The sequence below is a fragment of the Primorskyibacter marinus genome (assembly GCF_003313245.1).
Lineage (GTDB): Bacteria > Pseudomonadota > Alphaproteobacteria > Rhodobacterales > Rhodobacteraceae > Primorskyibacter > Primorskyibacter marinus.
In genome coordinates this window covers 1-25,130 of sequence record NZ_QJSD01000019.1, presented here as the reverse complement: position 1 = coordinate 25,130, position 25,130 = coordinate 1, and the positions used below count along the sequence as shown (strand labels likewise).

Sequence of the window (25,130 nt, the reverse complement as noted above, 5' to 3'; positions counted from 1 at the left end):
GAGACCCACATGCTTTTGATTCAATGCCCCTATTGCGACGACGCGCTGCCCGAACTGGAATTTGCCTATGCGGGCGAGGCGCATATTGATCGCCCGAAAGACCCCTCGGCGCTGAGCGATGAGGAATGGCGCGACTTCCTGTTCATCCGCAGCAACGTCAAGGGCGTCCATGCCGAACGTTGGCGGCATATCAATGGATGCGGGCGCTTCTTCAACGCGCTGCGCGATACGGTCAGTGACCGTTTCGTCACCACCTACAAGGCAGGCGAGCCACGCCCCGACCTCTCCGGCAAGGAGCCCGCACAATGACCGATTTTCGTGTAGAAGGCCGGGGCCGCGTCAACCGCGCCAAGCCGGTGAGCTTCACCTTCGATGGCGAGACCTATCGGGGCTTTGAAGGCGATACCGTCGCCTCCGCGCTGCTGGCCAATGGCGTGCATCTGATGGGGCGCAGCTTCAAGTATCACCGTCCGCGCGGCGTGGTCACGGCAGGCTCTGACGAGCCGAACGCGCTGGTCGGCACGACGCGGGGCAAGGGCCGGTTCGAGCCGAACACCCGCGCCACGATCCAGGAAATCTATACCGGCCTGACGACCGAAAGCCAGAACAAGTGGCCCAGCCTCAAATTCGATCTGGGGGCGATCAACGACCGTCTCTACATGCTGTTTTCGGCGGGCTTCTATTACAAGACCTTCATGTGGCCGCGCAGTTTCTGGGACAGCGTGTACGAGCCGCTGATCCGCAAGGCCGCCGGTCTGGGCAAGGCCCCGACCGAGGTGGACCCGGATCACTATGCCAGCCGCTATCTGCATTGCGATGTTCTGGTCATCGGCTCTGGTCCGTCGGGTATTGCCGCGGCGTTGACCGCCGGGCGAGCCGGCTCCAAGGTGGTGCTGGTGGACGAGGCCGCCGAAATGGGTGGCACGCTCTTGTCCGAACCGTCGGTGTCGATTGACGGCCAGCCCGCGTGGGATTGGCTGGCGAGCGCGATGGCAGAGCTTGACGCCATGCCCAATGTCCGCCGCATGACGCGCACCACGGCGACAGGGTATTACCATCAGAACATGATCGGCATGGTGCAAAAGCTGACCGATCACATGGGTGACGTTCCCGAAGGTGCCCCGCGCGAACGGATGTGGCGGGTGCGCGCCAAGGAGGTGGTGCTGGCCCAGGGAGCCATTGAACGGCCGATGGTGTTCGACGGCAATGATTGTCCCGGCGTGATGCTGGCGGGGGCGGCGCAGACTTTCCTCAACCGCTTTGGGGTGCTGGTGGGCAAGCAGCCCGTGGTGCTGACCAGCCATGACAGCGCGTGGTACAGCGCCTTCGACATGGCGGACGCCGGTGCCAAGGTCGTGGCGATTGTCGATACCCGCGAGTCCGTGCCGCAAGCCTTGCAGAACGACGCCCGCGCGCGCGGCATCCCGATCCATCTGGGCCAAACCGCCACGGCCACCAAGGGCCGTCTTCGGGTCGAGGCGCTGCGGATCAACCCGGTTCTCAACGGCAAGGTCGGTGCCGGCCGCGTGCTGCCCTGCGATGCGGTTCTGGTCTGCGGTGGCTGGACGCCGTCGCTGCATCTGTTCTCGCATACCAAGGGAACGCTTGACTGGGACGCCGAGGCCAAGGCCTATCTGCCCGGCCACAAGACCGAAGACGTGCATATCGCCGGCGCGGGACGCGGGCTTTGGGGCATTGCCGCCGCACTTGAGGATGGCACCAAGGCGGGCGCGGATGCCGTCCAGTCGCTTGGCGGCTCTGCCGGTGCGGCGACGTTCGAGGTTGCCGATGACCGCACAGGGTCCGGGATCACGCAGAAGGAACTGCCCACCGATCGCAGCCCCGGCAAGGCCAAGGCTTTCGTCGATTTCCAGAACGATGTGACCGCCAAGGACATCCGGCTGGCCGTGCGCGAGGGCATGAAATCCATCGAACACGTCAAGCGCTATACCACCAACGGCATGGCCACCGATCAGGGCAAGCTGTCCAACATGAACGGTCTGACCATTGCTGCCGATGCGCTGGGGAAAGAGGCACCCCAGGTTGGTCTGACGACCTTCCGCCCGCCCTATACGCCGACCACGTTCGGGGCTTTCGCGGGCTATCACAAGGGCGCGCATTTCGAGGTTACGCGCAAGACGCCGATCGACGACTGGGCCGAGGAAAACGGCGCAGAGTATGAACCGGTCGCGCTGTGGCGGCGTGCCTGGTACTTTCCGCAAGCGGGCGAGGATATGCACAAGGCCGTCGCGCGCGAGTGCAAGGCCACACGCGAAAGCGTGGGCATTTTCGACGCGTCCACCCTGGGCAAGATCGAAGTGTCCGGCCCCGATGCGACCGAGTTCATGAACCGCATGTACACAAACCCCTGGACCAAGCTGGGGGTGGGGCGCGCGCGCTATGGCCTGCTTCTGGGCGAAGACGGGTTCATCCGCGACGATGGCGTGATTGGCCGGATGCGCGATGATCTGTTCCATGTCACCACCACGACCGGCGGTGCCGCGCAGGTTCTGAACATGATGGAGGATTACCTTCAGACCGAATGGCCCGATCTCAAGGTCTGGCTGACCTCCACCACCGAGGAATGGGCCACCATTGCCCTGAACGGCCCCAACGCGCGCAAGCTGTTGCAACCCTTCGTCGATGGCGCGGACATCTCTGCCGATGCCATGCCGCATATGTCGGTGGTGGAATGCACGGTCGCGGGCTTTCCGTCACGGCTTTTCCGGATCAGCTTTACCGGCGAATTGGGGTTCGAGATCAACGTGCCCGCCCGCCATGGCAGGGCGCTTTGGGAAAAGCTGTGGGAGGCCGGTCAGCAATATGACATCTGCCCCTATGGCACCGAAACGATGCACGTCTTGCGGGCCGAAAAGGGCTTTATCATCGTGGGTCAGGACACCGACGGCACCGTGACGCCCGAAGATGCGGGCATCGGCTGGGCTATCGGCAAGAAGAAGCTCGACTTTGTCGGCAAACGCTCGCTTGACCGGCCTGACATCGTGGCGAAGGGGCGCAAGCAACTGGTGGGCCTTCTGACGGACGATCCCAAGACCGTGCTGACCGAAGGCGCGCAGATCGTGGCCGATCCGAACCAGCCCAAACCGATGAAGATGATCGGGCATGTGACCTCGTCCTACTGGTCGGAGGTGCTGGGCCGCTCTATCGCGATGGCGCTGGTCGAAGGTGGTTTTGACCGGATGGACGACAGGTTGCACATCCCCACGGAAACGGGTGGCACGGTGACGGCCAAGGTGACCGGAACCCAGTTTTATGATCCCGCAGGCGAACGCCTGACGGTCGAATAAGGAGGACGATCCGATGAATGCTCCTGTTACATCCTTTGACGCGGTATCCGTCGCGGTTCTGTCGCCGGTGGCGCGGTTCAATCTGCGCATCGCGCCCGCCGACCTGGCGGTTGCCTCCAAGGTCTTTGGCCTGACCCTTCCGACGAAGATCGGGGCGGGGGTGCGGAACGGTGATCGCGCGGCCTATTGTATCGGTCCCGACGAATGGTTGCTGCATGCGGCCGAGGCCGACCAGACCGCCATCATGTCCAGTTTCGATGCCGCCCGCGCCGACACCCCGCATAGCATAACGGTGCTGTCCGACCGGGAAATCATCATCGGGATCACCGGGCCGGCGGCGATTGACCTGCTATCGACCTGCTGCCCGCTGGACCTGTCGTGCATGGCTGTGGGGGGCGCGAAACGCACGGTCTTTGACTATGCACAGATCGTGCTGATCCGTGACGGTGACGACGCGTTCCGTCTTGAGGTCTGGCGGTCCTTTTTCCCGCATGTGCACGGCCTGCTGGAAATCGGCGTGCGCGAATTGGCCGTCGGCCTTTGACGCCCGACCTCAACCGTAAAATTGACGCGCCCTGACAAAGGGCGCGCGCCCTTCCTTATGTCTGAAAGGATCCTTCCCATGCTCGATTCCGCTAAAACCACCGGCATCACCGACACTGCCATTGCTGATGCCGTCAGCCATGAACTTGACCGCCAGCAGAACCAGATCGAGTTGATTGCATCGGAAAATATCGTCAGCGCCGATGTGTTGAAAGCGCAAGGGTCGGTGCTGACGAACAAATACGCCGAAGGCTATCCGGGCAAGCGCTACTATGGCGGCTGCGAGCATGTCGATACCGTCGAGCAGATCGCCATTGACCGGGCGCGCGAACTGTTCGGCGCGGGCTTTGCCAACGTCCAGCCGCATTCCGGCGCTCAGGCCAACCAAGCGGTGTTTCTGGCGCTGCTGCAACCGGGCGATCGCATCATGGGGCTCGATCTTGCGCATGGCGGGCACCTGACGCATGGCTCGCCCGTCACCATGTCGGGCAAATGGTTCGATGTGGTCAGCTATGAGGTGTCCAGGGGCGATCACCTGATAGACATGGCCAATGTGCGCAAGACCGCGTTGGAGACGAAGCCCAAGCTGATCGTGGCGGGCGCTTCTGCCTATCCGCGCCATATGGATTTTGCCGCGTTCCGCGAAATCGCGGACGAGGTGGGTGCCTATCTGATGGTCGATATGGCGCATTATGCGGGCCTGGTCGCGGCGGGCGAATATCCCGATCCGCTGCCGCATGCCCATGCGGTGACCACCACCACCCACAAGACCCTGCGCGGCCCGCGCGGTGGCATGATCCTCAGCAATGACGAGGCGCTGGCCAAGAAGTTCAATTCCGCCGTGTTCCCCGGAAATCAGGGCGGCCCGCTGATGCATGTCATCGCAGCCAAGGCCGTGGCCTTCGGCGAGGCGCTGGAGCCTTCGTTCACGCAATACGCCAAAGACGTGATCGCCAATGCGCGTGCGCTGTCCGAGGTTCTGGTTGCGGGCGGTCTGGGTGTCGTGTCCGGCGGCACCGATTGCCACATGGTTCTGGTCGATCTGCGCCCCAAGGGTGTGACCGGCAAGGCGGCAGAAATTGCACTGGAACGCGCCGGACTGACCTGCAACAAGAACGCCATCCCCTTCGACCCCGAAAAGCCGTTTGTGACCTCCGGCGTGCGTCTTGGCACCTCCGCAGGCACCACGCGCGGCTTTGGCGAGGCAGAGTTTCGCAAGGTGGGCGCACTGATCCTGAAGGTGATCGACGCACTTGCAGACAACGCCGAAGGCGATGGAGAGGTCGAGGCGGCAGTGCTGGATGACGTCCGCGCGCTGTGTGCCGCGCATCCGATCTATGCCAACGACCCGTAGCCCGCTATTTCTGTCCGTCTTTGACATCTGCAAGCTCGGCTGCTGCGCGGTTGGACCCCGGCGGTGCGGGCTATTCTGTTCTAGCACGAGAAGAGTGATGTGATCTGGGGGCCGGATGACAACATTAGCGTCAGCAATTGCCACAGCCATTGACCTGACGACCCTGGGGCGACACCTGCCGCGCCGGTGTCGGCTGTGATTGGTCTGCCGTGTCCTCGATCTTTCCGAAACGGCATGATATTGCGATGAGCGTGACAAACGACGCAGCCGATACTTTTACCCTTCGAGCGGGTCGATAGCGGTTATTTCGCGCGTCGTGGTCACGCAACGCTCTGCAAATGGTTTGCCTCGAAAAATTGCGCTCTAATTTTAATGGTTCTGGCGCGCGGTTTGTGAAGCCGCGACCTAACCTTATGTATCTATAATAACTTTTCGGATAGTCGGTTATGACGATTTTATGAACAAATCCTCGATATGGCTGCCCAGACTCGCAGAATGTGAAGCCAAAACATGTTGACCTAAAGGAAAATTAGTTAAACAATGGGAATAACAGGGAGACTTGCACCGATGGCTTTGGATCAGCAAAAAGGCGTTTGGAAATCAGGCAAGGGCAAGGGGCGGCATACGCCCAAGGGACGTCAGTTACAGGATCAAGCCTGGGACGAGGTCCGTAGCCTTTTGGGTGCTGGGCCGCGCCGCCGTGACCTGTTGATCGAATATCTCCACCTGATTCAGGACAAATACGGACATCTGTCCGCCGCACATCTTCGCGCTTTGGCCGAGGAATTGCGTGTGAGCATGGCAGAGGTCTACGAAGTCGCGACCTTCTACGCGCATTTCGATGTGGTCAAGGAAGGCGAGACACCCCCGCCCGCGCTGACCATTCGCGTATGCGATTCGCTGTCATGCGAACTGGCCGGCGCGCAGCAATTGAAGGCGGCGCTGGAGGACGGGCTGGACGCCAGCGAGGTTCGCGTGTTGCGGGCACCCTGCATGGGGCGCTGCGATACGGCCCCGGTGCTGGAACTGGGTCATAACCATATCGACCACGCGACGCCCGAAAAGGTGCGTGAAGCCATCGAAGCGCAGGATACCCACGCACATCTGCCCGAATATGAGCAATTCGACGCTTATGTCAGCGACGGCGGTTACGAGTCGCTGAAATCCCTGCGCAAGAATGGCGACTGGGAAAAGGTGCAGGCCACCGTCAAGGAATCCGGCCTGCGCGGTCTTGGTGGGGCCGGTTTCCCATCGGGCACGAAATGGGGTTTCGTGCGTGGCAATGCCGGCCCGCGCTATCTGGCCGTCAATGGCGATGAGGGCGAGCCGGGCACATTCAAGGACCGCTACTATCTTGAGCGCACGCCGCATCTGTTCCTCGAAGGCATGTTGATTGCCGCCTGGGCGGTCGAGGCCGACACCTGCTTTATCTACATGCGTGACGAATATCCCGCCGTGCTGGAGATTCTGGCGCGCGAAATCGCGGCGCTGGAACAGGCGGGTATCGTGAAGCCTGGCTTTATCGAGCTGCGGCGCGGTGCCGGTGCCTATATCTGCGGCGAAGAATCCGCGATGATCGAAAGCATCGAGGGCAAGCGCGGCATGCCCCGTCACCGTCCGCCCTATGTGGCTGCGGTCGGCGTCTTCGGACGCCCCACGCTGGTGCATAACGTCGAGACTCTGCTGTGGATCGCGCGCGTCTGTCGTGAGGGGCCGGAATGCCTGAACGCGACGGAAAAGAACGGTCGCAAGGGGCTGCGCAGCTATTCGGTATCGGGCCGGGTGGCCAAGCCGGGCGTTTACCTTTTGCCAGCAGGCTCCACCATTCTGGACATCATCGAGGCTTGCGGCGGCATGGCGGATGGTCATGTCTTCAAAGCCTACCAGCCGGGCGGCCCTTCCTCGGGATTGCTGCCTGCGTCGCTTGATGACGTGCCGCTGGACTTTGACACGTTGCAACCGCATGGAAGCTTCATCGGCTCGGCTGCCGTTGTGGTGCTGTCCGAGGCGGATAGTGCAAAGGCGGCGGCCCTGAACATGCTGCGGTTCTTCGAGGATGAAAGCTGTGGCCAGTGTACGCCGTGCCGGGTGGGCTGCGAAAAGGCGGTCAAGCTGATGCAGGCCGACAGCTGGGACCAGGGCTTGCTTGAGGAGTTGAGCACCGCCATGGTCGATGCGTCGATCTGCGGGCTGGGGCAGGCCGCACCCAACCCGATCCGGCTGGTGATGAAACACTTCGCCGATGAAGTCACCGCCGATCCGGGCGGTGCCGCGAAAAGCCTTGAAAACAAGGAGCAACCGCAATGAGCGACACAGTCACATTCACCCTCGATGGTGAGACCGTAGAAGCAAAGGCGGGTCTGACAATCTGGGAAGTGGCCAATGGCCGCGGCCTGATAATTCCCAACCTGTGCCACAAGCCCGCGCCGGGATACCGGCCTGACGGCAACTGCCGCGCCTGCATGGTCGAGATCGAAGGCGAACGCGTACTGGCCGCCTCCTGCATCCGCGAGCCGTCCGAGGGAATGGTTGTCACCACCAACAATGCGCGTGCCACGAATGCCCGCAAGATGGTGGTCGAGATGCTGCTGGCCGATCAGCCTGAACAAGACGTCGCCCATGACAAATCCAGCCATTTCTGGGACATGGCGGACATGCAGGGCGTCAGCGAAAGCCGCTTTCCCAAGCTGGAGGAAGGCCGCATCCCGCTGCTCGACGACAGCCATGTTGCGATGTCGGTCAATCTGGACGCCTGCATTCAATGCGGGCTCTGCGTCCGGGCGTGCCGCGAGGTGCAGGTGAATGACGTGATCGGCATGTCCGGTCGCGGGCATGATGCCTATCCGACATTCGATCTGGCCGACCCGATGGGCGACAGTACCTGTGTCGCCTGCGGCGAATGTGTGCAGGCCTGCCCGACAGGGGCCTTGATGCCCGCCACGGTCGTTGACGACGCACAGGTCGGGGACAGTGCCGATTTCGACGAAGAGGTTGAATCCGTCTGCCCGTTCTGCGGTGTGGGCTGTCAGGTCAGCCTCAAGGTCAAGGATGGCCGCGTCAAATATGTCGACGGGATCAATGGTCCCGCGAATGAAGGACGGCTTTGCGTCAAGGGGCGGTTCGGTTTCGACTATATCCATCACCCCCACCGCCTGACCAAACCGATGATCCGCCGCGAGGACGCGCCCCCCAAGGGGCTGAACGTCGATCCGGGCAATCTGTCCACGCATTTCCGCGAAGCCAGCTGGGACGAGGCGCTTGATTTCGCGGCCGGTGGCATGGCGCGGATCGCGCAGGCGCATGGCGGCAAGGCTGTCGCGGGCTTCGGCTCTGCCAAATGCACGAACGAGGAAGCCTATCTGTTCCAGAAGCTGATCCGCGAAGGGTTCAAGCACAACAACGTCGATCACTGCACGCGCCTGTGCCACGCGTCCTCGGTAACCGCGCTGATCGAAAACGTCGGGTCCGGCGCTGTCACGGCGACGTTCAACGAGATCGAAAATGCCGATGTGGCGATCATCATCGGCGCCAACCCGGTGGAAAACCATCCCGTCGCCGCCACGTTCTTCAAGCAGTTCACCAAGCGCGGTGGCAAGCTGATCGTCATGGACCCGCGCGGCGTTGGCTTGCGTCGTTTCGCCAGCCATATGTTGCAGTTCCGCCCCGGCGCGGACGTGTCGATGCTGAACGCGATCATGCATGTGATCGTCGAGGAAAAGCTTTACGATCAGCAATATATCGACGCCTATACCGAGAACTGGGACGCCGAAAAGGCGCATCTGAAAGACTTCAGCCCCGAAAAGATGGCCGAGATTTGTGGCATCGAGGCAGATGTGCTGCGCGACGTGGCGCGGACCTTTGCCGGGGCCAAATCCGCGATGATCTTCTGGGGCATGGGCGTTTCCCAGCATATCCACGGCACCGACAATTCGCGTTGCCTGATTTCGCTGGCGCTGATGACCGGCCAGATCGGACGACCGGGCACCGGACTGCATCCATTGCGCGGACAGAACAACGTGCAGGGCGCGTCCGATGCGGGTCTGGTCCCGATGTTCCTGCCGGATTACCAGTCCGTCACGGATGACAATGTCCGCAAAGCGTTCACGGACGTTTGGGGCAGCGAGGATTTCAGCAACGAGAAGGGACTGACCGTCACCGAGATCGTCGATGACATTCATGCGGGCAACACCCGGTCGATGTATATTCTGGGCGAGAACCCGGCAATGTCGGACCCGGATGTGGATCACGCCCGAGAGGCGTTTGCCAAGCTGGAACATCTGGTGGTTCAGGACATCTTCCTGACCGAAACGGCGAACTATGCCGATGTCCTTCTGCCTGCCTCGACCCTCTATGAGAAATCCGGCACGGTCAGCAATACCAACCGTCAGGTGCAGATGGTCCGTCAGGCGGTGTCACCGCCGGGCGACGCGAAAGAGGATTGGTGGATCGAGGTTGAATTGGCCAAGCGTCTTGGCCTGGGCTGGACCTATACCGACCCCGGTCAGGTCTTCGAAGAGATGGCAGTGAATATGCGCTCTCTCGACAACATCACATGGGACCGCCTGAAAACAGAGGCAGTGACCTACCCGTCGCTGTCGCCCGAAGATCCCGGCCAGCCCGTTGTGTTCGGGGATGGATTCCCGCGCCCTGATGGTCGTGCGAAGTTCACCCCTGCCAGCGTGATCGCGCCTGACGAGGTGCCCGATGCCGAGTATCCGATGATCCTGACCACGGGTCGCCAGCTTGAACACTGGCATACCGGCTCCATGACGCGCCGCGCCAAGGTGCTCGATTCGGTCGAGCCAGAGGCCAACGCGTCGCTGCATCCGAAAACCTTGCGCAAGCTGGGCGTGGTGCCGGGCGGCATGATCCACCTGAGCACGAGGCGGGGTACGATCACGATCATGGCGCGCGCGGATCGTGCCATTTCCGAAGACATGGTGTTCCTGCCCTTCGCCTATGTCGAGGCCGCGGCCAACATCCTCACCAACCCGGCGATTGACCCTTATGGCAAGATTCCGGAATTCAAGTTCGCCGCTGTCCGGGTGGAAAAGGCACCGGACAGCGCATTGGTTGCCGAATGATCGGCAATCCAACAGACCACAGCACTCAATCCTGACAGGGAGCACGACCAAATGGCCTTCAAGACCGACATCCAAATCGCCCGCGAAGCGAAGAAACGACCCATCCAGGAGATCGGCGACAAATTGGGCATCGGCAGCGACGATCTGCTGCCCTACGGCCACGACAAGGCGAAGGTCAGCCAGTCCTTCATCGACGGGGTGCAGAAAAATAACAACGGCAAGCTGATCCTTGTCACCGCGATCAACCCGACACCTGCCGGTGAAGGCAAGACGACAACAACCGTGGGTCTGGGTGACGGACTGAACCGGATCGGCAAGAAAGCGGCCGTTTGTATCCGCGAAGCCTCGCTTGGGCCGAACTTCGGCATGAAGGGTGGCGCTGCGGGTGGCGGCTATGCACAGATCGTTCCGATGGAAGAAATGAACCTGCATTTCACCGGCGACTTCCATGCGATCACCTCTGCCCATTCGTTGCTGTCAGCGATGATCGACAACCACATCTACTGGGGTAATGAGCTTGAGATCGACACGCGCCGCGTCGTTTGGCGCCGCATCGTCGACATGAACGACCGCGCGTTGCGCCAGATCACGGCCAGCCTGGGCGGCGTGGCCAACGGCTTCCCGCGCGAAACCGGGTTCGACATCACCGTCGCGTCCGAGGTCATGGCGATCCTGTGTCTGGCCAAGAATCTGGAAGACCTGCAACAACGACTTGGCGATATGATCGTGGCCTATCGCCGCGACAAGACTCCGGTCTTTGCCCGCGACATCAAGGCCGACGGCGCGATGACCGTTCTGCTCAAGGACGCGATGCAGCCCAACCTGGTGCAGACCCTGGAAAACAACCCGGCCTTCGTGCATGGCGGACCCTTCGCCAATATCGCGCATGGCTGTAACTCGGTCATCGCCACAACCACCGCTCTGAAGCTTGCGGATTATGTCGTGACCGAAGCCGGTTTCGGTGCTGATCTGGGGGCCGAGAAGTTCATGAACATCAAGTGTCGCAAGGCCGGTCTGGCACCGTCCTGTGTGGTGCTGGTCGCCACGGTGCGGGCGATGAAGATGAACGGCGGCGTTGCCAAGGCGGATTTGGGGGCCGAGAACGTGGACGCGGTCAAGAAGGGCTGCGCAAACCTGGGACGTCATATCGAGAACGTCAAATCCTTCGGTGTGCCGGTGGTCGTTGCGATCAACCATTTCGTGACGGATACCGATGCCGAGGTTGATGCGGTCAAGGAATATGTCAAGGGGCAAGGCTCTGAGGCGATCCTGTCGCGGCATTGGGAGTTGGGGTCCGAAGGGTCTGCCGATCTGGCGACGCGTGTGGCCGAAATCGCCGATGGCGAAAGCGCCAATTTCTCGCCAATCTATCCCGACGAAATGCCGTTGATGCAGAAGATCGAAACCGTGGCCAAGCGCATCTACCGGGCCGATGAAGTGCTGGCGGATCAGAAGGTTCGCAACCAGCTCAAGGAATGGGAATCGCAGGGATATGGCAATCTGCCAATTTGCATGGCCAAGACCCAATACAGCTTTACCACCGATCCCGACCGTCGCGGAGCGCCCACCGGGTTCAGCGTGCCGGTCCGTGAGGTTCGCCTGAGTGCGGGGGCGGGTTTCGTGGTGGTGATCTGCGGTGAGATCATGACCATGCCGGGCTTGCCGCGCGTGCCTTCGGCGGAGAATATCAGGCTCAACGCAGACGGCGACGTCGAAGGGTTGTTTTGACTTGACGGGCGGGACGTCGCGCGGCTGCGCCGACGCCCCGCCCACCCTCCCATCTGCCGCCTGGTTCTGACTTGTGGTGGTGGATATTTCGACCAGACAAACAAGAAGGTAATCCGATGACAGCGACAATCATCGACGGCAAGGCATTCGCGGCACGCGTGCGCGAACAGGTGGCTGAGCATGTGACGCGATTGAAGACAGACCATGACCTCAAGCCGGGTCTGGCGGTTGTGCTTGTCGGCGAAGATCCGGCATCGCAGGTTTATGTCCGTTCCAAGGGCAAGATGACTGTCGAGGTCGGGATGAATTCGGTCGAGCACAAGCTGGATGCCGATACGTCAGAAGCCGATCTGCTGTCTCTGATCGACCAGTTGAACAATGATCCAGAGATCCACGGCATTCTGGTGCAACTGCCTTTGCCGAAGCATCTGGATGAAGATCTGGTGATCAATTCGGTCGCGCCTGAAAAGGATGTCGACGGGTTTCACATTTCCAACGTCGGACTCTTGGGCACCGGACAGAAAAGCATGGTGCCCTGCACGCCGCTGGGCTGCCTTATGATGCTGCGCGACCACCATGGCAGCCTGTCTGGAATGGACGCGGTTGTCATTGGACGGTCCAATATCGTGGGCAAGCCGATGGCGCAATTGTTGCTGGGAGACAGCTGCACCGTGACCATCGCGCATAGCCGTACGAAGGATCTTGCCGACGTGGTGCGCCGCGCCGATATCGTCGTTGCTGCGGTGGGGCGGCCCGAGATGGTGCCGGGCGACTGGATCAAACCCGGCGCGACCGTGATCGATGTCGGCATCAACCGCATCGAGCGCGATGGCAAGAACAAGCTGGTGGGCGATGCCGATTTCGACAGCTGCGCCGCCGTTGCCGGTGCGATCACCCCGGTGCCAGGCGGCGTGGGGCCAATGACCATCGCCTGTTTGCTGGCGAACACCGTGACGGCCTGTTGCCGGGCGAATGGGCTTGCTGAACCTGAGGGACTCACGGCGTGAAGGATGCGCCGCAAGACCATCGGCTGATCGACGGCAAGGCCGTCATGGCGCGTATTCTGGATGATGTATCCGCCTATTTTGCGGGTGCAGATGTCGGCCAGAAGGGCGCTCGGCTGGTGTCCGTGAGTATCGGCGACAGCCCCGAAGTCGCGGTCTATGTGCGCAATCAGGCGCTGGCCGCGCAAAAGGCCGGCCTGCGTTTCTATCAAGAGCTCTGGAGCGATGAGGTCAGCCAGGAAGAATGCAAGCAACTGATCGTCGAGATGAATGACGATCCCAGCATTGTGGGCATCATTCTGCAACGCCCTGTTCCGGATCATATCAATGTCCGTTCGTTGCAGTCGGCTATTCACCCGTTGAAGGATGTGGAGGGTATGAACCCCGCCTCCATCGGGAATATCGTCTATTCAGACATGGCGCTGGCACCCTGTACGGCGGCGGCGGCGGTTGAATTGATCAGGGAAACCGGACTGGAGCTCAAGGGGCTCGAAGTTGTCATGGTCGGTCATTCGGAGATCGTCGGCAAACCGGCTGCTTTGTTATTGATGGCGGAGGGTGCGACCGTCACCGTCTGCCATCACATGACCAGGGCGCTTGCGATGCATTCACGCCGCGCGGATGTGCTGGTGGTTGCGGTGGGGAAACCGCATCTGATCGGGGCGGATATGGTCAAGCCGGGCGCGGTTGTGATCGATATTGGCATCAACCAGATCACGGATGCGGCCGGTAAAACCCAGATCGTCGGAGATGTTGATACTGCTGCGGTCAAGGAGGTCGCCGGTTGGGTGACGCCTGTGCCGGGCGGGGTGGGGCCGGTGACGGTCGCCATTCTGATGCGCAACGCGATGATCGCACACCAGCGCCAGAGGGAGGTCGGCTGGATCTGCTGAGGCTGACTGCATCTTGGCGGGTCTCTTTTTGAGAGGAGGACGAACATGAAGCAGAGCATGCTGGAACAGATTGGCGGCGAAGACGCGCTGCGCAAACTGGTGAATGACTTTTACGACCTCATCGAGACGATGCCCGAAGGTGCCGAGATCAAGAAGATGCATGACCGGGGCCATGGGTTGGCGCATGTCCGGCTGGAACAGTTCAACTTCATGTCCGGTTTTCTGGGCGGTCGGCGTTACTACGAAGAGAAATTCGGCCATATGGACGTGAAATTGATGCATGAGCATGTGCCGATTTCAGAAGCGGAAGCCGAAAACTGGTTGACCTGTATGGATAAGGCACTGGAAGTCAACGGACTTGCCGGACCTGAAATCGAGCGATTGCGCGGCGTGCTGCGGCGTGTGGCGATGCTTCTGGTCAACGATTTGGGCGCTTGGGGTGTGCCAGCGACCGAGGGACCGCAGACAAGCTGATAATCTACTTGGCACTTTCTGAGTGATCGCATTGCAAGCGCGTCTGTCGGGTCAGACGCGCCTTTTTTGCATTCAGCCGACGAAGCACTGCAAGCGCGATTTTATCGAGCGTCGAATGGAAAATGGCACCCGTCGGCCGGGAGGGGTGTGCCGACGGGTGCGCCCGGTACTGTCCTGCTACTGCAAGGCAGCAGCGGCGACATTCACGGGATGGATAGACGGCTGACGCGCCAGAATACGCGTCAGCCGTGATGCTAGCCAGCGCTGATCTGCTTGGCCTTTTCCACCAGGACTTCGGCCTGGCGGATGGAGGCATAGTCGATCAGACGGCCATCAAGCGATACAGCACCTTTGCCTGCCGCTTCGGCTTCGGCCATCGCCTTGAGGATACGTTCGGCCCGATCCACCTCGTCTTTGGAAGGGCTCATCACCTCGTTTGCAAGGGCGATCTGGCTGGGATGGATGGCCCATTTCCCCTCGCAGCCGATGACGGCAGCACGGTAGGCGGCTGCCTTGAACCCGTCGGGATCGGAAAAATCGCCGAACGGGCCGTCCAGTGGGCGCAGACCGTTGGCGCGGGCGGCGACGACCATGCGCGAAATGGCGTAGTGCCACATGTCGCCCCAGTGAGTTTGGCGATTGCCGTCACCGTCTGGATCCGTCAGCACGGAATAATGCTCGTTGACACCACCGATAACGGTGGTGCGTGCACGCATGCTTGCGGCGTAGTCCGCGACACCGAAATGCAGGCTTTCGTTGCGTTTGGACGCGGCGGCGATCTCGTGGACGTTTTGCATGCCAAGGGCTGTTTCGATGATATGTTCGAAGCCGATGCGCTTTTTGAGACCTGTGGCATCCTCGACCTGGGTCAGCAGCATGTCCACGGCATAGACATCTGCGGCAGTGCCTACTTTGGGGATCATGATCAGATCCAGACGTTCGCCGGCCTGTTCAACAATGTCCACAACGTCGCGATACATGTAGTGCGTATCAAGCCCGTTGATCCGAATCGACATGGATTTTTTGCCCCAGTCGATCTCATTCAGCGCCTTGATGATGTTCTTTCGGGCTTGCAATTTTTCGTCGGGAGCGACGGCATCTTCGAGATCCAGAAAGATCACGTCGGCGTCAGAATCAGCTGCTTTTTCAAACATTTGTGGCTGACTTCCGGGAACGGCCAACTCGCTTCTGTTCAGGCGTCCGGGGGCCTGTTCGATTGGATGGAAACTCATGTTCTATGCTCCTTGGCGGTCATTGCTCTGGCAGCCCCTATGCAAGTAGGAAGAATAGTTTCCTGTCAAGAAAATAATTCCGAGCCTGTCAAACCGGGTCATTCTTCGGCTTGCTCACGCGAGGCTCGTTCTCCGGGCAAGCGGCTGCTGTAGTAGAAGGCGATCGCTTGCGCCCGGTTCCTGACCGAGAGTTTTTCGAACAGGTTCGAGAGGTGGAATTTCACGGTGTTTATCGAAATATCCAATTCCTTCGAAAGCTCGCGATTGGTCAGACCTTTCGACAGCGCCTCAAGCATGATCCGCTCGCGCCGCGACAGGGAATGGATCGGATCCTTCTGAAGGTCGCGCACATCGAGAAACGGAAAGACCATCTGCCCCGCCGCGACCGCGATGCAGGTGTCAAGCAACCCCTCGACAGGGCCGTTCCGCGCCACAAAACCGGCCGCACCTGCCGCCATTGCGCCGCGATGCGCATCGCTGTTCTCATCCGCATAGACGACCAGCCGCGGTGCTTTTTCGTGCTCGCGCAGCACTTCCAGCAGCCTGGCACCGCCCAGCACGGGCAGATTCCAGTCGATGACACCGACCTGCACCGGCACCCGCATGACCGTTCCAAGAAAACCTTCGGCGGTGCCGGAGGTGGCAATCAACGAGAATCGCTTGTCGCGCTCAAAATAGGCGGACATTGCCGACAGAACGAGCGGATTGCTGTCGGCCAACATGATGCTGATCGGGGGTGCGATTTCGTTAACCATATCAAATCATAGCCTTTATTTGCATAAACTATACGTTTGGGTAGGGTCTAAAACAGTATACCATGGCATATTTGCCTGAAAGGATAGTGATTTCCCCACCCATTTAGATACCCAAAAGCAGTAATGACGGATGTTGCGCGATTTGTCGAGTGAGTGTTTCCTGATGGGGACTGGAAATTAACTGATAGGAAAAATATCAGCATGACCGACACTGAGATCTTCCCGCAGCTCGACATTCCGCAAACTCTTGCCGCAGGGCCTGGGCCCGGCAATACCGATCCTCGTGTGTTGCAGCGTTTCACCGCTGCGGGGGTCGCGGATCATATGCAACCCGATGTGTTGCGCGGCATGGTCGAGGCAAAACACATGTTGCGCGATGTAATGGGTACGCTCAACGTTCATACTTTCGGCGTTGCCGGTACGGGCTGGAGCGGCCTGGACGTAATGTTCAACGCGGTGATGCCGGGCGACAAGGTCGTCGTGTTCAATAACGGCACGTTTTCGGGAATCGATGGCCTGACTGTCCGCATGAAGGCAGCGACCGCCGAGGAACTGGCAGCCAATCCACTGGACCCCAAGCCTGCCTCTGTCACCATCATCGACGTGCCGCATGGTGAGTCGGTCAGCGGCGAAATCGTTGAAAAAGCCCTGTCAGAGCATAAGCCGAAATGGGCCGCGATGGCGCATTGGGAAACCGGTTCAGGCCGGATCAACGATCTGCGCGGGTTCTCGGATGCCTGCGAACGCCATGATGTCATGGGCCTGATCGACGCTGTGTCGTCGCTGGGCGTCGAGGATTTCCGGATTGACGATTTCCCCGGCGTGCACGGCTGGGCCTCTTGCCCGCAGAAAGGCATCTGCTGCCTGCCGCTGACCTACGCCCCGGTATCGTTCACGGATCGCTATATCGACGTTCTGAAATCCACAGGCTGCCGCAGCTTCGTGCATCATCCGATCCTCGAAGCGCGTCACTGGGGGATTATCGACGGCAAGGATGCCGAGAAGGGAGTGTATCACCGCACGCACAGCCCCTATGCGGTCGCCGCCTTCCACGAGGCGCTGCGGATCACCCTTCAACATGGCGTCGCACAGCGCGCGCGGGACTATGCTTTCCACGAGGCAGCCCTGCGCGAAGCCGTGACGACAATGGGGTGCAAGGTGTCGTCGAACATGACGTCGCTGGTGGTGCTGAACCTGCCCGAGGAATTGGCAGGCCGCGAAATGGAGCTGGTTCAGAATTGCCGGGCAAATGGTTTCGGTATCTGGCCGACGCTGTCGCAACCGGTGCAGATCCGTATCGGCATTCTCAACCTGCTGACGCAGGACGCAATCCTTGAGATCGCGACCCGGTTCGGTGACGCAATGCGCGAATTGGGTGCCAAGATCGACACCGATGCGGTCCGTGATGGGCTGAACCGGCATTACGACACCGATATCGCAGCGGAATAATCTGTCACCGGGAGGAACAGAACTATGGATATTCACGAGTATCAGGCCAAGGAAGTGCTGAGTAACTTTGGCGTAGAGGTGCCCGCTGGGGCACTGGCCTACAGTCCTGAACAGGCCGCATATCGCGCCCGCGAAATGGGTGGCGAGCGTTGGGTGGTCAAGGCGCAGATCCACGCCGGCGGACGAGGCTTGGCCGGTGGCGTCAAGGTTTGCAACAGCGACGTCGAAATTCAGGAAGTCACGGAAAACATGTTTGGCCGCAGGCTGGTCACGCATCAGACCGGCCCCGAGGGCAAAGGCATCTACCGTGTCTATGTCGAGGCAGCCGTGCCGATCGACCGCGAGATCTATCTGGGCTTCGTTCTGGACCGGACAAGCCAGCGCGTGATGATCGTGGCGAGCGCCGAAGGCGGAATGGAGATCGAGGATATCTCGGCTGACCGGCCCGATAGTATCGTGCGCGCCACCGTCGAACCGGCTGTGGGTTTGCAGGAATTCCAGTGTCGCGAGATCGCGTTCAAGCTGGGGATCGACGCAGGGATGGTGCAGCAGATGGTGCGCACCCTTCAGGGATGTTTCCGAGCTTTCACCGAGCTTGACGCCACTATGGTTGAAATCAATCCGCTGGTCATAACTGGGGACAATCGTATTCTGGCGCTCGACGCCAAGATGACCTTCGACGACAATGCGCTGTTCCGGCATCCGCAGATTTCCGAACTGCGCGACAAATCGCAGGAAGATCCGCGCGAGAGCCGCGCGGCCGACCGCGGACTGTCTTATGTCGGTCTGGATGGCAATATCGGCTGCATCGTCAACGGTGCCGGGCTTGCGATGGCCACGATGGACACAATCATGCTTGCCGGGGGCGAACCCGCGAATTTCCTGGATATCGGGGGTGGTGCCACGCCTGAACGGGTAGCCAAGGCATTCCGTCTGGTTTTGTCCGACACCAAGGTCGAAGCGATCCTTGTCAATATCTTTGCCGGCATCAACCGGTGTGACTGGGTGGCAGAAGGCGTGGTGAAGGCGCTGCGCGAAGTCGAAGTAAACGTGCCGGTGATCGTGCGCCTTGCCGGAACCAATGTCGAGGAGGGTCAGAAGATCCTCGCGGAAAGCGGTCTGCCACTTATCAGGGCAACGACCCTTGTCGAAGCCGCTGAACGCGCCGTCGGCGCGTGGCAGAGCGATCTTGATCAAAGCACCAAAGTGAGGGCCGTGTAATGAGCATCTATCTGGACCGCGATACGAAAGTGCTTGTGCAGGGGATTACTGGCAAGATGGCCCGGTTCCATACCAAGGACATGATTGAATACGGCACCAATGTCGTGGGCGGTGTCGTTCCCGGCAAGGGCGGCGAAACCGTCGAAGGCGTTCCCGTCTTCAACACGATGAAGGAAGCCGTCGCTGAAACGGGTGCCGAGGCGACCCTTGTCTTTGTTCCGCCCCCCTTTGCGGCCGACAGCATCATGGAAGCAGCCGATGCTGGTGTCCGGTATTGCGTCTGCATCACCGACGGCATTCCCGCGCAGGACATGATCCGGGTGAAACGCTACATGTACCGCTATCCGAAAGAGCGGCGCATGGTGTTGACCGGCCCGAACTGCGCCGGAACGATCAGCCCCGGCAAGGCGCTTCTGGGGATCATGCCCGGACATATCTATCTGCAAGGCAATGTGGGGATCGTCGGGCGGTCCGGGACGTTGGGGTATGAGGCCGCGGCACAGCTCAAGGAGCGTGGGATCGGGATATCCACCTCGGTGGGGATTGGCGGCGATCCGATCAACGGGTCCTCCTTCCGCGATATCCTTGAACAGTTCGAGAATGACCCGGACACGCATACCATCTGCATGATCGGCGAGATCGGCGGACCACAGGAAGCCGAAGCCGCCGAATATATCCGCGATCACGTCAGCAAGCCAGTGGTCGCCTATGTGGCCGGTCTGACCGCACCGAAGGGCCGCACGATGGGACATGCCGGGGCGATCATCTCGGCCTTCGGGGAAAGCGCCAGCGAAAAGGTGGAAATTCTGACCGCCGCGGGCGTGACCGTTGCCGAAAACCCTGCGGTGATCGGTGAAACCATCGAACGTGTCATGCAATAGGAGGTTGTTTCAATGGTGAAGCCCAAGGTTCTGGTCACGCGTCGTTGGCCCGCAGCGGTCGAAGCGCAACTTTCCGAAAGTTTCGATACGGTCCTCAACACATCGGACAAACCGCTTGGCCCGGAGGACTTTCGGGCGGCGCTGTCTTCGTGTGACGCCGTGCTGCCGACCGTGACCGATTCAATCGGTGGCGAGGCGATGCAGATGAAGTCTGTACAGACCAGGATCATCGCCAATTACGGGGTCGGTTATACCCATATCGACATCGCCGCCGCGAATGATCTTGGCATCACCGTCACGAACACACCGGATGTTCTCAGCGAATGTACCGCCGATCTTGCCATGACGCTTTTGCTGATGGTTGCAAGGCGGGCAGGCGAAGGGGAACGTGAGATCCGCGAAGGCCGCTGGACGGGTTGGCGGCCGACGCATCTGGTTGGAACCAAGGTCTCGGGCAAGACGCTCGGGATCATCGGGTTCGGCAGGATCGGTCAGGAGGTCGCCCGCCGGGCGCATCATGGTTTCGGCATGAAGATCGTGGTGCAGAACCGCAGCAAGGTTGCGCCCGAAGTGCTGGCACAATGCAACGCCACCCAGGTCGATGACATCGAAACGCTGATGCCGCTTTGCGATTTTGTTTCGCTGCATTGTCCGGGCGGTGCCGAAAATCGGAACATGATCAACTCTGCCCGGCTGGAACTGATGAAGCCGGACGCCTTCTTGATCAACACGGCCCGTGGCGAGGTGATAGACGAACTGGCGCTGTCGCAGGCGCTTTGGTTCAACACGATCGGAGGGGCAGCACTTGATGTGTTCGTGGGTGAACCACGGATCAATCCGGCGCTTCTGGATTGTGACCGTCTGGTGATGCTGCCGCATCTGGGCAGCGCCACCCACGAATCCCGCGAGGCGATGGGCTTCAGGGTCATTGATAACCTGCGCGATTTCTTTGAAGGGCGCGAACCGAGGGACAGGGTCAACTGATGGCACAAGCCGAGGCGTCCACCGGGCCGGAGCACGCTCTTGCAGTATCCGATGCCTATGCCGACACCCTGCGGACCGAGGTGCAGGAACTGTGGCGCAATGTGATTGCACATCGTGCGCCGCAAGTCCTGCCATTGCTCGACAGCTCTGATGGCTCCCTGCCGCAAGGCAAGGATCAGGCCAGCTATCTTCAGGCGTTGAATATCTGGTTTCAACTTCTGAAGATCGTGGAAGAAAACGCCGCGATGCGGGCCCGGCGCGAAGCAGAGACCAAAGACGGAGCCGATGCGGTGAGTGGCAGTTTCGCCAGAGCACTGGCTGACGCGGGAGATGTCTCGCGGGCGGACTTCGATGATGCCGCGCAGCGCCTGTCGGTTGGCCCGACATTGACGGCGCACCCCACGGAAGCAAAGCGCGTTACCGTTCTTGAGATCCATCGCCGCATCTACCGCGGACTGGTGAAGCTTGAGACACGGCGCTGGACGCCGCGCGAACGCCGTGACCTCATGCGGGATCTGGAAAGTGAGATCGACCTGCTGTGGTTGACCGGTGAGTTGCGTTTGCAGCGCCCCACGCCCGAAGATGAAATCGAATGGGGCTTGCAGTTTTTCCGCGACGCGCTTTTCGACGCGGTGCCCGAACTTTATCACAGGTTCCATGATGCTGCGCAAAGCCGCTTCGGTATCGGGGGCGATACGTCGCCCTGTGTGCATTTCCATTCCTGGATCGGTGGGGATCGCGACGGCAACCCCAATGTCACCACGCAAACCACGCAGGCCGCACTGAAGAGGAACCGGGCAACCATCCTCGCGCGGTATGTGACCGAATTGACCGATGCTGCCAGACACATCAGCGTCAGCACCGCGATTGCCGGACTGCCGCCCGAGACGCTTGAAGTGCTGACAAAGATCATAGATGCAGCGCCACCTGCCGACAGCGCCATCCATCCCAATCCCGGCGAGCATTTTCGACAGGCGCTGAGCGCGATGGCGCGGCGCATAAAAACCACGCAATCAGGTGGGGCAGGGACGTATCGACAGGTTCGGGACTTTATTCAGGATCTGCGCCGGATCGAGGACGGCCTTGTCGCAATCGGTGCCGCCCGGTTGGCGGCCCGACACATCCAGCCGATCCGCTGGCAGGCGGAAGTGTTCGGATTTCGGACCGTTACGCTGGACGTCCGGCAGAACTCTTCCGTGACCACGCGCGTGATCACCGAAATCTGGGCACTGACCGAAACCCCGCCCGAATATGGAACACCCGAATGGTCAGCGCGGTTGCGCCGGGATCTAGGCAGCGCCGATCTGCGATGGGTCGATCATGACAAGCTGGGCGACGAAGCCCGCGAAATGATGGCGTTGCTGACACTGATGCGACAGGCATCTCTGGGCGGCGATCCGCAGGCGATGGGCCCGTTTATCCTGTCGATGACGCGGTCTTGTGACGATCTGCTTGGGGTCTATTTGCTGGCGCGATACGCTGGCTTTGGGGCTGAAAAGCTGGACCTGTCTGTTGTGCCGCTTTTTGAAACGATAGACGACCTGCGCGCTGCACCACAGATCCTGGACCAGTTGCTTAAGGTGCCGCTGGCCCGGCGCAGCCTTGTCGGCCGCGACAGCCAGATCGAGGTGATGCTGGGCTATTCCGACAGCAACAAGGATGGCGGATTCATCTGTTCCACCTGGGAATTGGAAAAAGCGCAGCGCAACATCACCCGCAGCCTTCAGGCACATGATTGCCGCCCGGTCTTTTTCCACGGGCGCGGCGGGTCGGTCAGCCGGGGTGGCGCGCCAACGGAACGTGCCATCGCGGCCCAGCCGCATGGCACTGTGCACGGCAAGCTGCGGACCACCGAACAGGGCGAGGTCGTCTCGTCCAAATTTGCCAATCGCGGCACTGCTCAACATGAACTGGAACTGCTCGCGTCTTCGGTTCTTGCGCGGTCCTTAAGCAAAGTCGCGCCCGAAAACAGGCCAGACCATCACGACGCGCTGGAGGCGCTGTCGGGAATGTCGCAGACCGCCTACAGCACTTTGCTGCACCAGCCCGGATTCGTGAGCTATTTCCAATATGCCAGCCCGGTCGAGGAATTGGCGATGCTCAAGATGGGGTCACGCCCGGCGCGGCGTTTCGGGGCCGAAAGCCTTGATGATCTGCGCGCGATCCCGTGGGTTTTTGCCTGGTCGCAGAACCGCCACCTTATCACGGGCTGGTATGGGTTCGGATCGGCGATCACCTCTTTTCGACGGTTCCGCAAGGAAGAGGGCGATGTGCTGCTGCGGACCATGTTCGCGCAATCGCCGCTTTTTCGGCTGATCGTGGACGAAGTGGAAAAATCGCTGTTCCATACGGATATGGATGTGGCGGCGCGCTATGCCGAACTGGTTGCCGATACCGATATTCGCGACAACATTTTCGGAATGATCCAACGCGAATACGAGGCAAGCTGCCAATGCCTGCGCACGATCACCGGTGCCGGCCAGATCGGTGCCCGTTTCCCCATGATGAGCAGCCGCTTTGCGCGCATTCGGGGCGAACTGGACCGCGTGCACGATATGCAGATCGCGTTGCTGAAAGACAGCCGTTCGAAGACAGATGGTCCGGGAAGTGTGCCGCTGATGCAATCCATGAATTGTGTTGCCGCCGCACTTGGTTGGACCGGATAGCCCCAATATCGAAGGAAATGCAGACATGAATGCCCCCCACCGCGCCACAGGATTTTTCACTGAACCGCTTTCTGATCGTGACGCGGATGTATTTGCCGCGATCACGGGCGAGCTTGGCCGCCAGCGCGACGAGATCGAGTTGATCGCCTCCGAGAACATCGTCAGCCGGGCGGTGATGCAGGCGCAGGGCTCTGTGCTGACCAACAAATATGCCGAAGGCTATCCGGGCCGGCGCTATTACGGTGGCTGTGACTGGGTCGATGTGGCCGAAAACCTTGCCATCGACCGCGCCTGCCAGCTGTTTGGCTGCGGCTTTGCCAATGTGCAGCCCAATTCCGGCAGCCAGGCCAATCAGGGCGTGTTCCAGGCGCTGATCAAACCCGGCGACACCATCCTGGGCATGAGCCTCGATGCGGGCGGTCACCTGACCCATGGCGCGCGGCCCAACCAGTCGGGCAAATGGTTCAACTCGGTCCAATACGGCGTGCGCGAGCAGGACAATATGCTGGATTACGATCAGGTTGCGGCGCTGGCGGCGGAACATAAGCCCAAGCTGCTGATCGCCGGTGGGTCGGCGATTCCGCGCCGGATCGACTTTGCCCGGATGCGCGAGATCGCCGACAGCGTGGGTGCCTATCTGCTGGTCGACATGGCGCATTTCGCCGGTCTCGTGGCCGCGGGCGAACATCCCAGCCCCTTCCCGCATGCGCATGTCGCCACCACGACGACGCATAAAACCCTGCGCGGGCCCCGCGGCGGCATGATCCTGACCAATGACGAGGAGATCGCCAAAAAGGTCAACTCGGCGATCTTCCCCGGCATCCAGGGCGGCCCGCTGATGCATGTGATCGCGGCCAAGGCGGTGGCTTTCGGCGAGGCGCTGGACCCCTCCTTCAAGACCTATGCCAAACAGGTCATCGCCAACGCGCAGGCGCTGAGCGACCAGCTGATCAAGGGCGGGCTGGACACGGTCACCCACGGCACCGACACGCATGTGGTGCTGGTCGACCTGCGGCCCAAAGGCGTGAAAGGCAACGCCACGGAAAAGGCCCTGGGGCGGGCGCATATCACCTGCAACAAGAACGGCGTGCCATTCGATCCCGAAAAGCCGACCGTGACCAGCGGCATCCGGCTGGGCAGCCCCGCCGGTACCACACGCGGCTTCGGTGAGGCCGAATTCCGCCAGATCGCCGACTGGATCATCCAGGTGGTCGACGGCCTCGCAGCCAACGGCGAAGACGGCAACACAGAGGTCGAAGTCAAGATCCGCGCCGAAGTCGAAGCGCTGTGCAAACGCTTCCCGATCTACCCGGACATCTGAAGCGGCATCCAGCACCTGCCCCCAGACAGGCACCGGGGGCGGGGCATAACTTTCCGGCGGACATTCTGACAGGAAACGATGCAGAGACGGGCCGTCCAGAACCAGTCGACCGAGGCTAGAAAACCATATTCCAGCCTCCGTCATCCCGAACCCCGCCTTCTCTCGCCAGCCCCTCTTTCAAATTCTCATTGGCAAAAATACTCCGGGGAGTGTGAGGGGCTGGCCCCTCACTC

The 25,130-nt window shown here is 60.6% G+C and carries 18 protein-coding genes; 16 read left to right on the top strand and 2 right to left on the bottom strand.

Features of this window, described 5'->3' with window-relative positions; translation table 11 throughout:
* Nucleotides 1-9: 9 nt before the first annotated feature.
* The 10 genes from DMZ65_RS16540 to DMZ65_RS16495 all read left to right on the top strand — a co-directional run bounded on the left by DMZ65_RS16540 (nucleotide 10) and on the right by DMZ65_RS16495 (nucleotide 14,388).
* On the top strand, nucleotides 10-309 hold the full coding sequence (locus DMZ65_RS16540) for a sarcosine oxidase subunit delta (protein ID WP_116599925.1): 300 nt from the start codon (nucleotides 10-12) through the stop codon (nucleotides 307-309).
* Complete coding sequence (locus tag DMZ65_RS16535) at nucleotides 306-3,308, top strand: sarcosine oxidase subunit alpha (RefSeq protein ID WP_116599924.1); 3,003 nt, start codon at nucleotides 306-308, stop codon at nucleotides 3,306-3,308. Before DMZ65_RS16540 ends, DMZ65_RS16535 begins: the two co-directional genes overlap by 4 nt.
* A gap of 13 nt (nucleotides 3,309-3,321) precedes the next feature.
* Entirely contained in the window at nucleotides 3,322-3,852 is a 531-nt protein-coding gene (locus tag DMZ65_RS16530) for a sarcosine oxidase subunit gamma (RefSeq protein ID WP_116599923.1), read from the top strand.
* A 78-nt stretch (nucleotides 3,853-3,930) separates the two neighbouring features.
* Nucleotides 3,931-5,205, top strand: a complete 1,275-nt coding sequence (glyA, locus tag DMZ65_RS16525) for a serine hydroxymethyltransferase (RefSeq protein WP_116599935.1) — start codon at nucleotides 3,931-3,933, stop codon at nucleotides 5,203-5,205.
* A gap of 567 nt (nucleotides 5,206-5,772) precedes the next feature.
* On the top strand, nucleotides 5,773-7,512 hold the full coding sequence (locus DMZ65_RS16520) for an NAD(P)H-dependent oxidoreductase subunit E (RefSeq protein ID WP_198662718.1): 1,740 nt from the start codon (nucleotides 5,773-5,775) through the stop codon (nucleotides 7,510-7,512).
* The gene (gene fdhF / locus DMZ65_RS16515) at nucleotides 7,509-10,289 is read left to right on the top strand and encodes a formate dehydrogenase subunit alpha (RefSeq protein WP_116599921.1); all 2,781 of its coding nucleotides are present in this window, start codon (nucleotides 7,509-7,511) and stop codon (nucleotides 10,287-10,289) included. The genes DMZ65_RS16520 and fdhF overlap by 4 nt, the downstream gene beginning before the upstream one ends.
* A gap of 51 nt (nucleotides 10,290-10,340) precedes the next feature.
* Entirely contained in the window at nucleotides 10,341-12,017 is a 1,677-nt protein-coding gene (locus DMZ65_RS16510) for a formate--tetrahydrofolate ligase (protein WP_116599920.1), read from the top strand.
* 116 nt (nucleotides 12,018-12,133) lie between these two features.
* On the top strand, nucleotides 12,134-13,024 hold the full coding sequence (gene folD, locus DMZ65_RS16505) for a bifunctional methylenetetrahydrofolate dehydrogenase/methenyltetrahydrofolate cyclohydrolase FolD (RefSeq protein WP_116599919.1): 891 nt from the start codon (nucleotides 12,134-12,136) through the stop codon (nucleotides 13,022-13,024).
* The gene (locus tag DMZ65_RS16500; RefSeq protein ID WP_269801570.1) at nucleotides 13,021-13,914 is read left to right on the top strand and encodes a bifunctional 5,10-methylenetetrahydrofolate dehydrogenase/5,10-methenyltetrahydrofolate cyclohydrolase; all 894 of its coding nucleotides are present in this window, start codon (nucleotides 13,021-13,023) and stop codon (nucleotides 13,912-13,914) included. Before folD ends, DMZ65_RS16500 begins: the two co-directional genes overlap by 4 nt.
* 45 nt (nucleotides 13,915-13,959) lie before the next feature.
* Entirely contained in the window at nucleotides 13,960-14,388 is a 429-nt protein-coding gene (locus DMZ65_RS16495) for a group II truncated hemoglobin (protein WP_116599918.1), read from the top strand.
* A gap of 254 nt (nucleotides 14,389-14,642) precedes the next feature.
* On the opposite strand, the gene DMZ65_RS16490 is transcribed toward DMZ65_RS16495, so the two are convergent.
* Together DMZ65_RS16490 and DMZ65_RS16485 are read right to left on the bottom strand one after the other, a co-directional pair.
* A complete protein-coding gene (locus DMZ65_RS16490; protein ID WP_116599917.1) occupies nucleotides 14,643-15,620 on the bottom strand; it encodes an HpcH/HpaI aldolase/citrate lyase family protein in 978 nt (325 codons plus the stop codon).
* Between the two features lie 98 nt (nucleotides 15,621-15,718).
* Complete coding sequence (locus DMZ65_RS16485) at nucleotides 15,719-16,375, bottom strand: response regulator transcription factor (protein ID WP_232825041.1); 657 nt, start codon at nucleotides 16,373-16,375, stop codon at nucleotides 15,719-15,721.
* 201 nt (nucleotides 16,376-16,576) lie between these two features.
* Between DMZ65_RS16485 and DMZ65_RS16480 the strand changes: the two genes are divergently transcribed.
* Genes DMZ65_RS16480 through glyA (DMZ65_RS16455) form a run of 6 tightly spaced genes read left to right on the top strand, consistent with a single transcriptional unit; the run spans nucleotide 16,577 to nucleotide 24,897 of the window.
* The gene (locus tag DMZ65_RS16480) at nucleotides 16,577-17,824 is read left to right on the top strand and encodes a pyridoxal-phosphate-dependent aminotransferase family protein (RefSeq protein ID WP_116599916.1); all 1,248 of its coding nucleotides are present in this window, start codon (nucleotides 16,577-16,579) and stop codon (nucleotides 17,822-17,824) included.
* 24 nt (nucleotides 17,825-17,848) lie between these two features.
* A complete protein-coding gene (locus tag DMZ65_RS16475; protein ID WP_116599915.1) occupies nucleotides 17,849-19,045 on the top strand; it encodes a malate--CoA ligase subunit beta in 1,197 nt (398 codons plus the stop codon).
* Entirely contained in the window at nucleotides 19,045-19,926 is an 882-nt protein-coding gene (gene sucD, locus DMZ65_RS16470; protein ID WP_116599914.1) for a succinate--CoA ligase subunit alpha, read from the top strand. The genes DMZ65_RS16475 and sucD overlap by 1 nt, the downstream gene beginning before the upstream one ends.
* Nucleotides 19,927-19,938: 12 nt before the next feature.
* The gene (locus tag DMZ65_RS16465) at nucleotides 19,939-20,910 is read left to right on the top strand and encodes a 2-hydroxyacid dehydrogenase (RefSeq protein WP_084353735.1); all 972 of its coding nucleotides are present in this window, start codon (nucleotides 19,939-19,941) and stop codon (nucleotides 20,908-20,910) included.
* Complete coding sequence (locus DMZ65_RS16460) at nucleotides 20,910-23,576, top strand: phosphoenolpyruvate carboxylase (RefSeq protein WP_116599913.1); 2,667 nt, start codon at nucleotides 20,910-20,912, stop codon at nucleotides 23,574-23,576. The genes DMZ65_RS16465 and DMZ65_RS16460 overlap by 1 nt, the downstream gene beginning before the upstream one ends.
* A 25-nt stretch (nucleotides 23,577-23,601) precedes the next feature.
* The gene (glyA, locus tag DMZ65_RS16455) at nucleotides 23,602-24,897 is read left to right on the top strand and encodes a serine hydroxymethyltransferase (RefSeq protein WP_116599912.1); all 1,296 of its coding nucleotides are present in this window, start codon (nucleotides 23,602-23,604) and stop codon (nucleotides 24,895-24,897) included.
* Nucleotides 24,898-25,130: the final 233 nt, after the last annotated feature.

Bases quoted from the DNA above. Each gene is read 5' to 3' on its own strand.
- DMZ65_RS16540 (WP_116599925.1), top strand. From the start codon at position 10: ATGCTTTTGATTCAATGCCCCTATTGCGACGACGCGCTGCCCGAACTG.
- DMZ65_RS16535 (WP_116599924.1), top strand. From the start codon at position 306: ATGACCGATTTTCGTGTAGAAGGCCGGGGCCGCGTCAACCGCGCCAAG.
- DMZ65_RS16530 (WP_116599923.1), top strand. From the start codon at position 3,322: ATGAATGCTCCTGTTACATCCTTTGACGCGGTATCCGTCGCGGTTCTG.
- glyA (WP_116599935.1), top strand. From the start codon at position 3,931: ATGCTCGATTCCGCTAAAACCACCGGCATCACCGACACTGCCATTGCT.
- DMZ65_RS16520 (WP_198662718.1), top strand. From the start codon at position 5,773: ATGGCTTTGGATCAGCAAAAAGGCGTTTGGAAATCAGGCAAGGGCAAG.
- fdhF (WP_116599921.1), top strand. From the start codon at position 7,509: ATGAGCGACACAGTCACATTCACCCTCGATGGTGAGACCGTAGAAGCA.
- DMZ65_RS16510 (WP_116599920.1), top strand. From the start codon at position 10,341: ATGGCCTTCAAGACCGACATCCAAATCGCCCGCGAAGCGAAGAAACGA.
- folD (WP_116599919.1), top strand. From the start codon at position 12,134: ATGACAGCGACAATCATCGACGGCAAGGCATTCGCGGCACGCGTGCGC.
- DMZ65_RS16495 (WP_116599918.1), top strand. From the start codon at position 13,960: ATGAAGCAGAGCATGCTGGAACAGATTGGCGGCGAAGACGCGCTGCGC.
- DMZ65_RS16490 (WP_116599917.1), bottom strand. From the start codon at position 15,620: ATGAGTTTCCATCCAATCGAACAGGCCCCCGGACGCCTGAACAGAAGC.
- DMZ65_RS16485 (WP_232825041.1), bottom strand. From the start codon at position 16,375: ATGGTTAACGAAATCGCACCCCCGATCAGCATCATGTTGGCCGACAGC.
- DMZ65_RS16480 (WP_116599916.1), top strand. From the start codon at position 16,577: ATGACCGACACTGAGATCTTCCCGCAGCTCGACATTCCGCAAACTCTT.
- DMZ65_RS16475 (WP_116599915.1), top strand. From the start codon at position 17,849: ATGGATATTCACGAGTATCAGGCCAAGGAAGTGCTGAGTAACTTTGGC.
- sucD (WP_116599914.1), top strand. From the start codon at position 19,045: ATGAGCATCTATCTGGACCGCGATACGAAAGTGCTTGTGCAGGGGATT.
- DMZ65_RS16465 (WP_084353735.1), top strand. From the start codon at position 19,939: ATGGTGAAGCCCAAGGTTCTGGTCACGCGTCGTTGGCCCGCAGCGGTC.
- DMZ65_RS16460 (WP_116599913.1), top strand. From the start codon at position 20,910: ATGGCACAAGCCGAGGCGTCCACCGGGCCGGAGCACGCTCTTGCAGTA.
- glyA (WP_116599912.1), top strand. From the start codon at position 23,602: ATGAATGCCCCCCACCGCGCCACAGGATTTTTCACTGAACCGCTTTCT.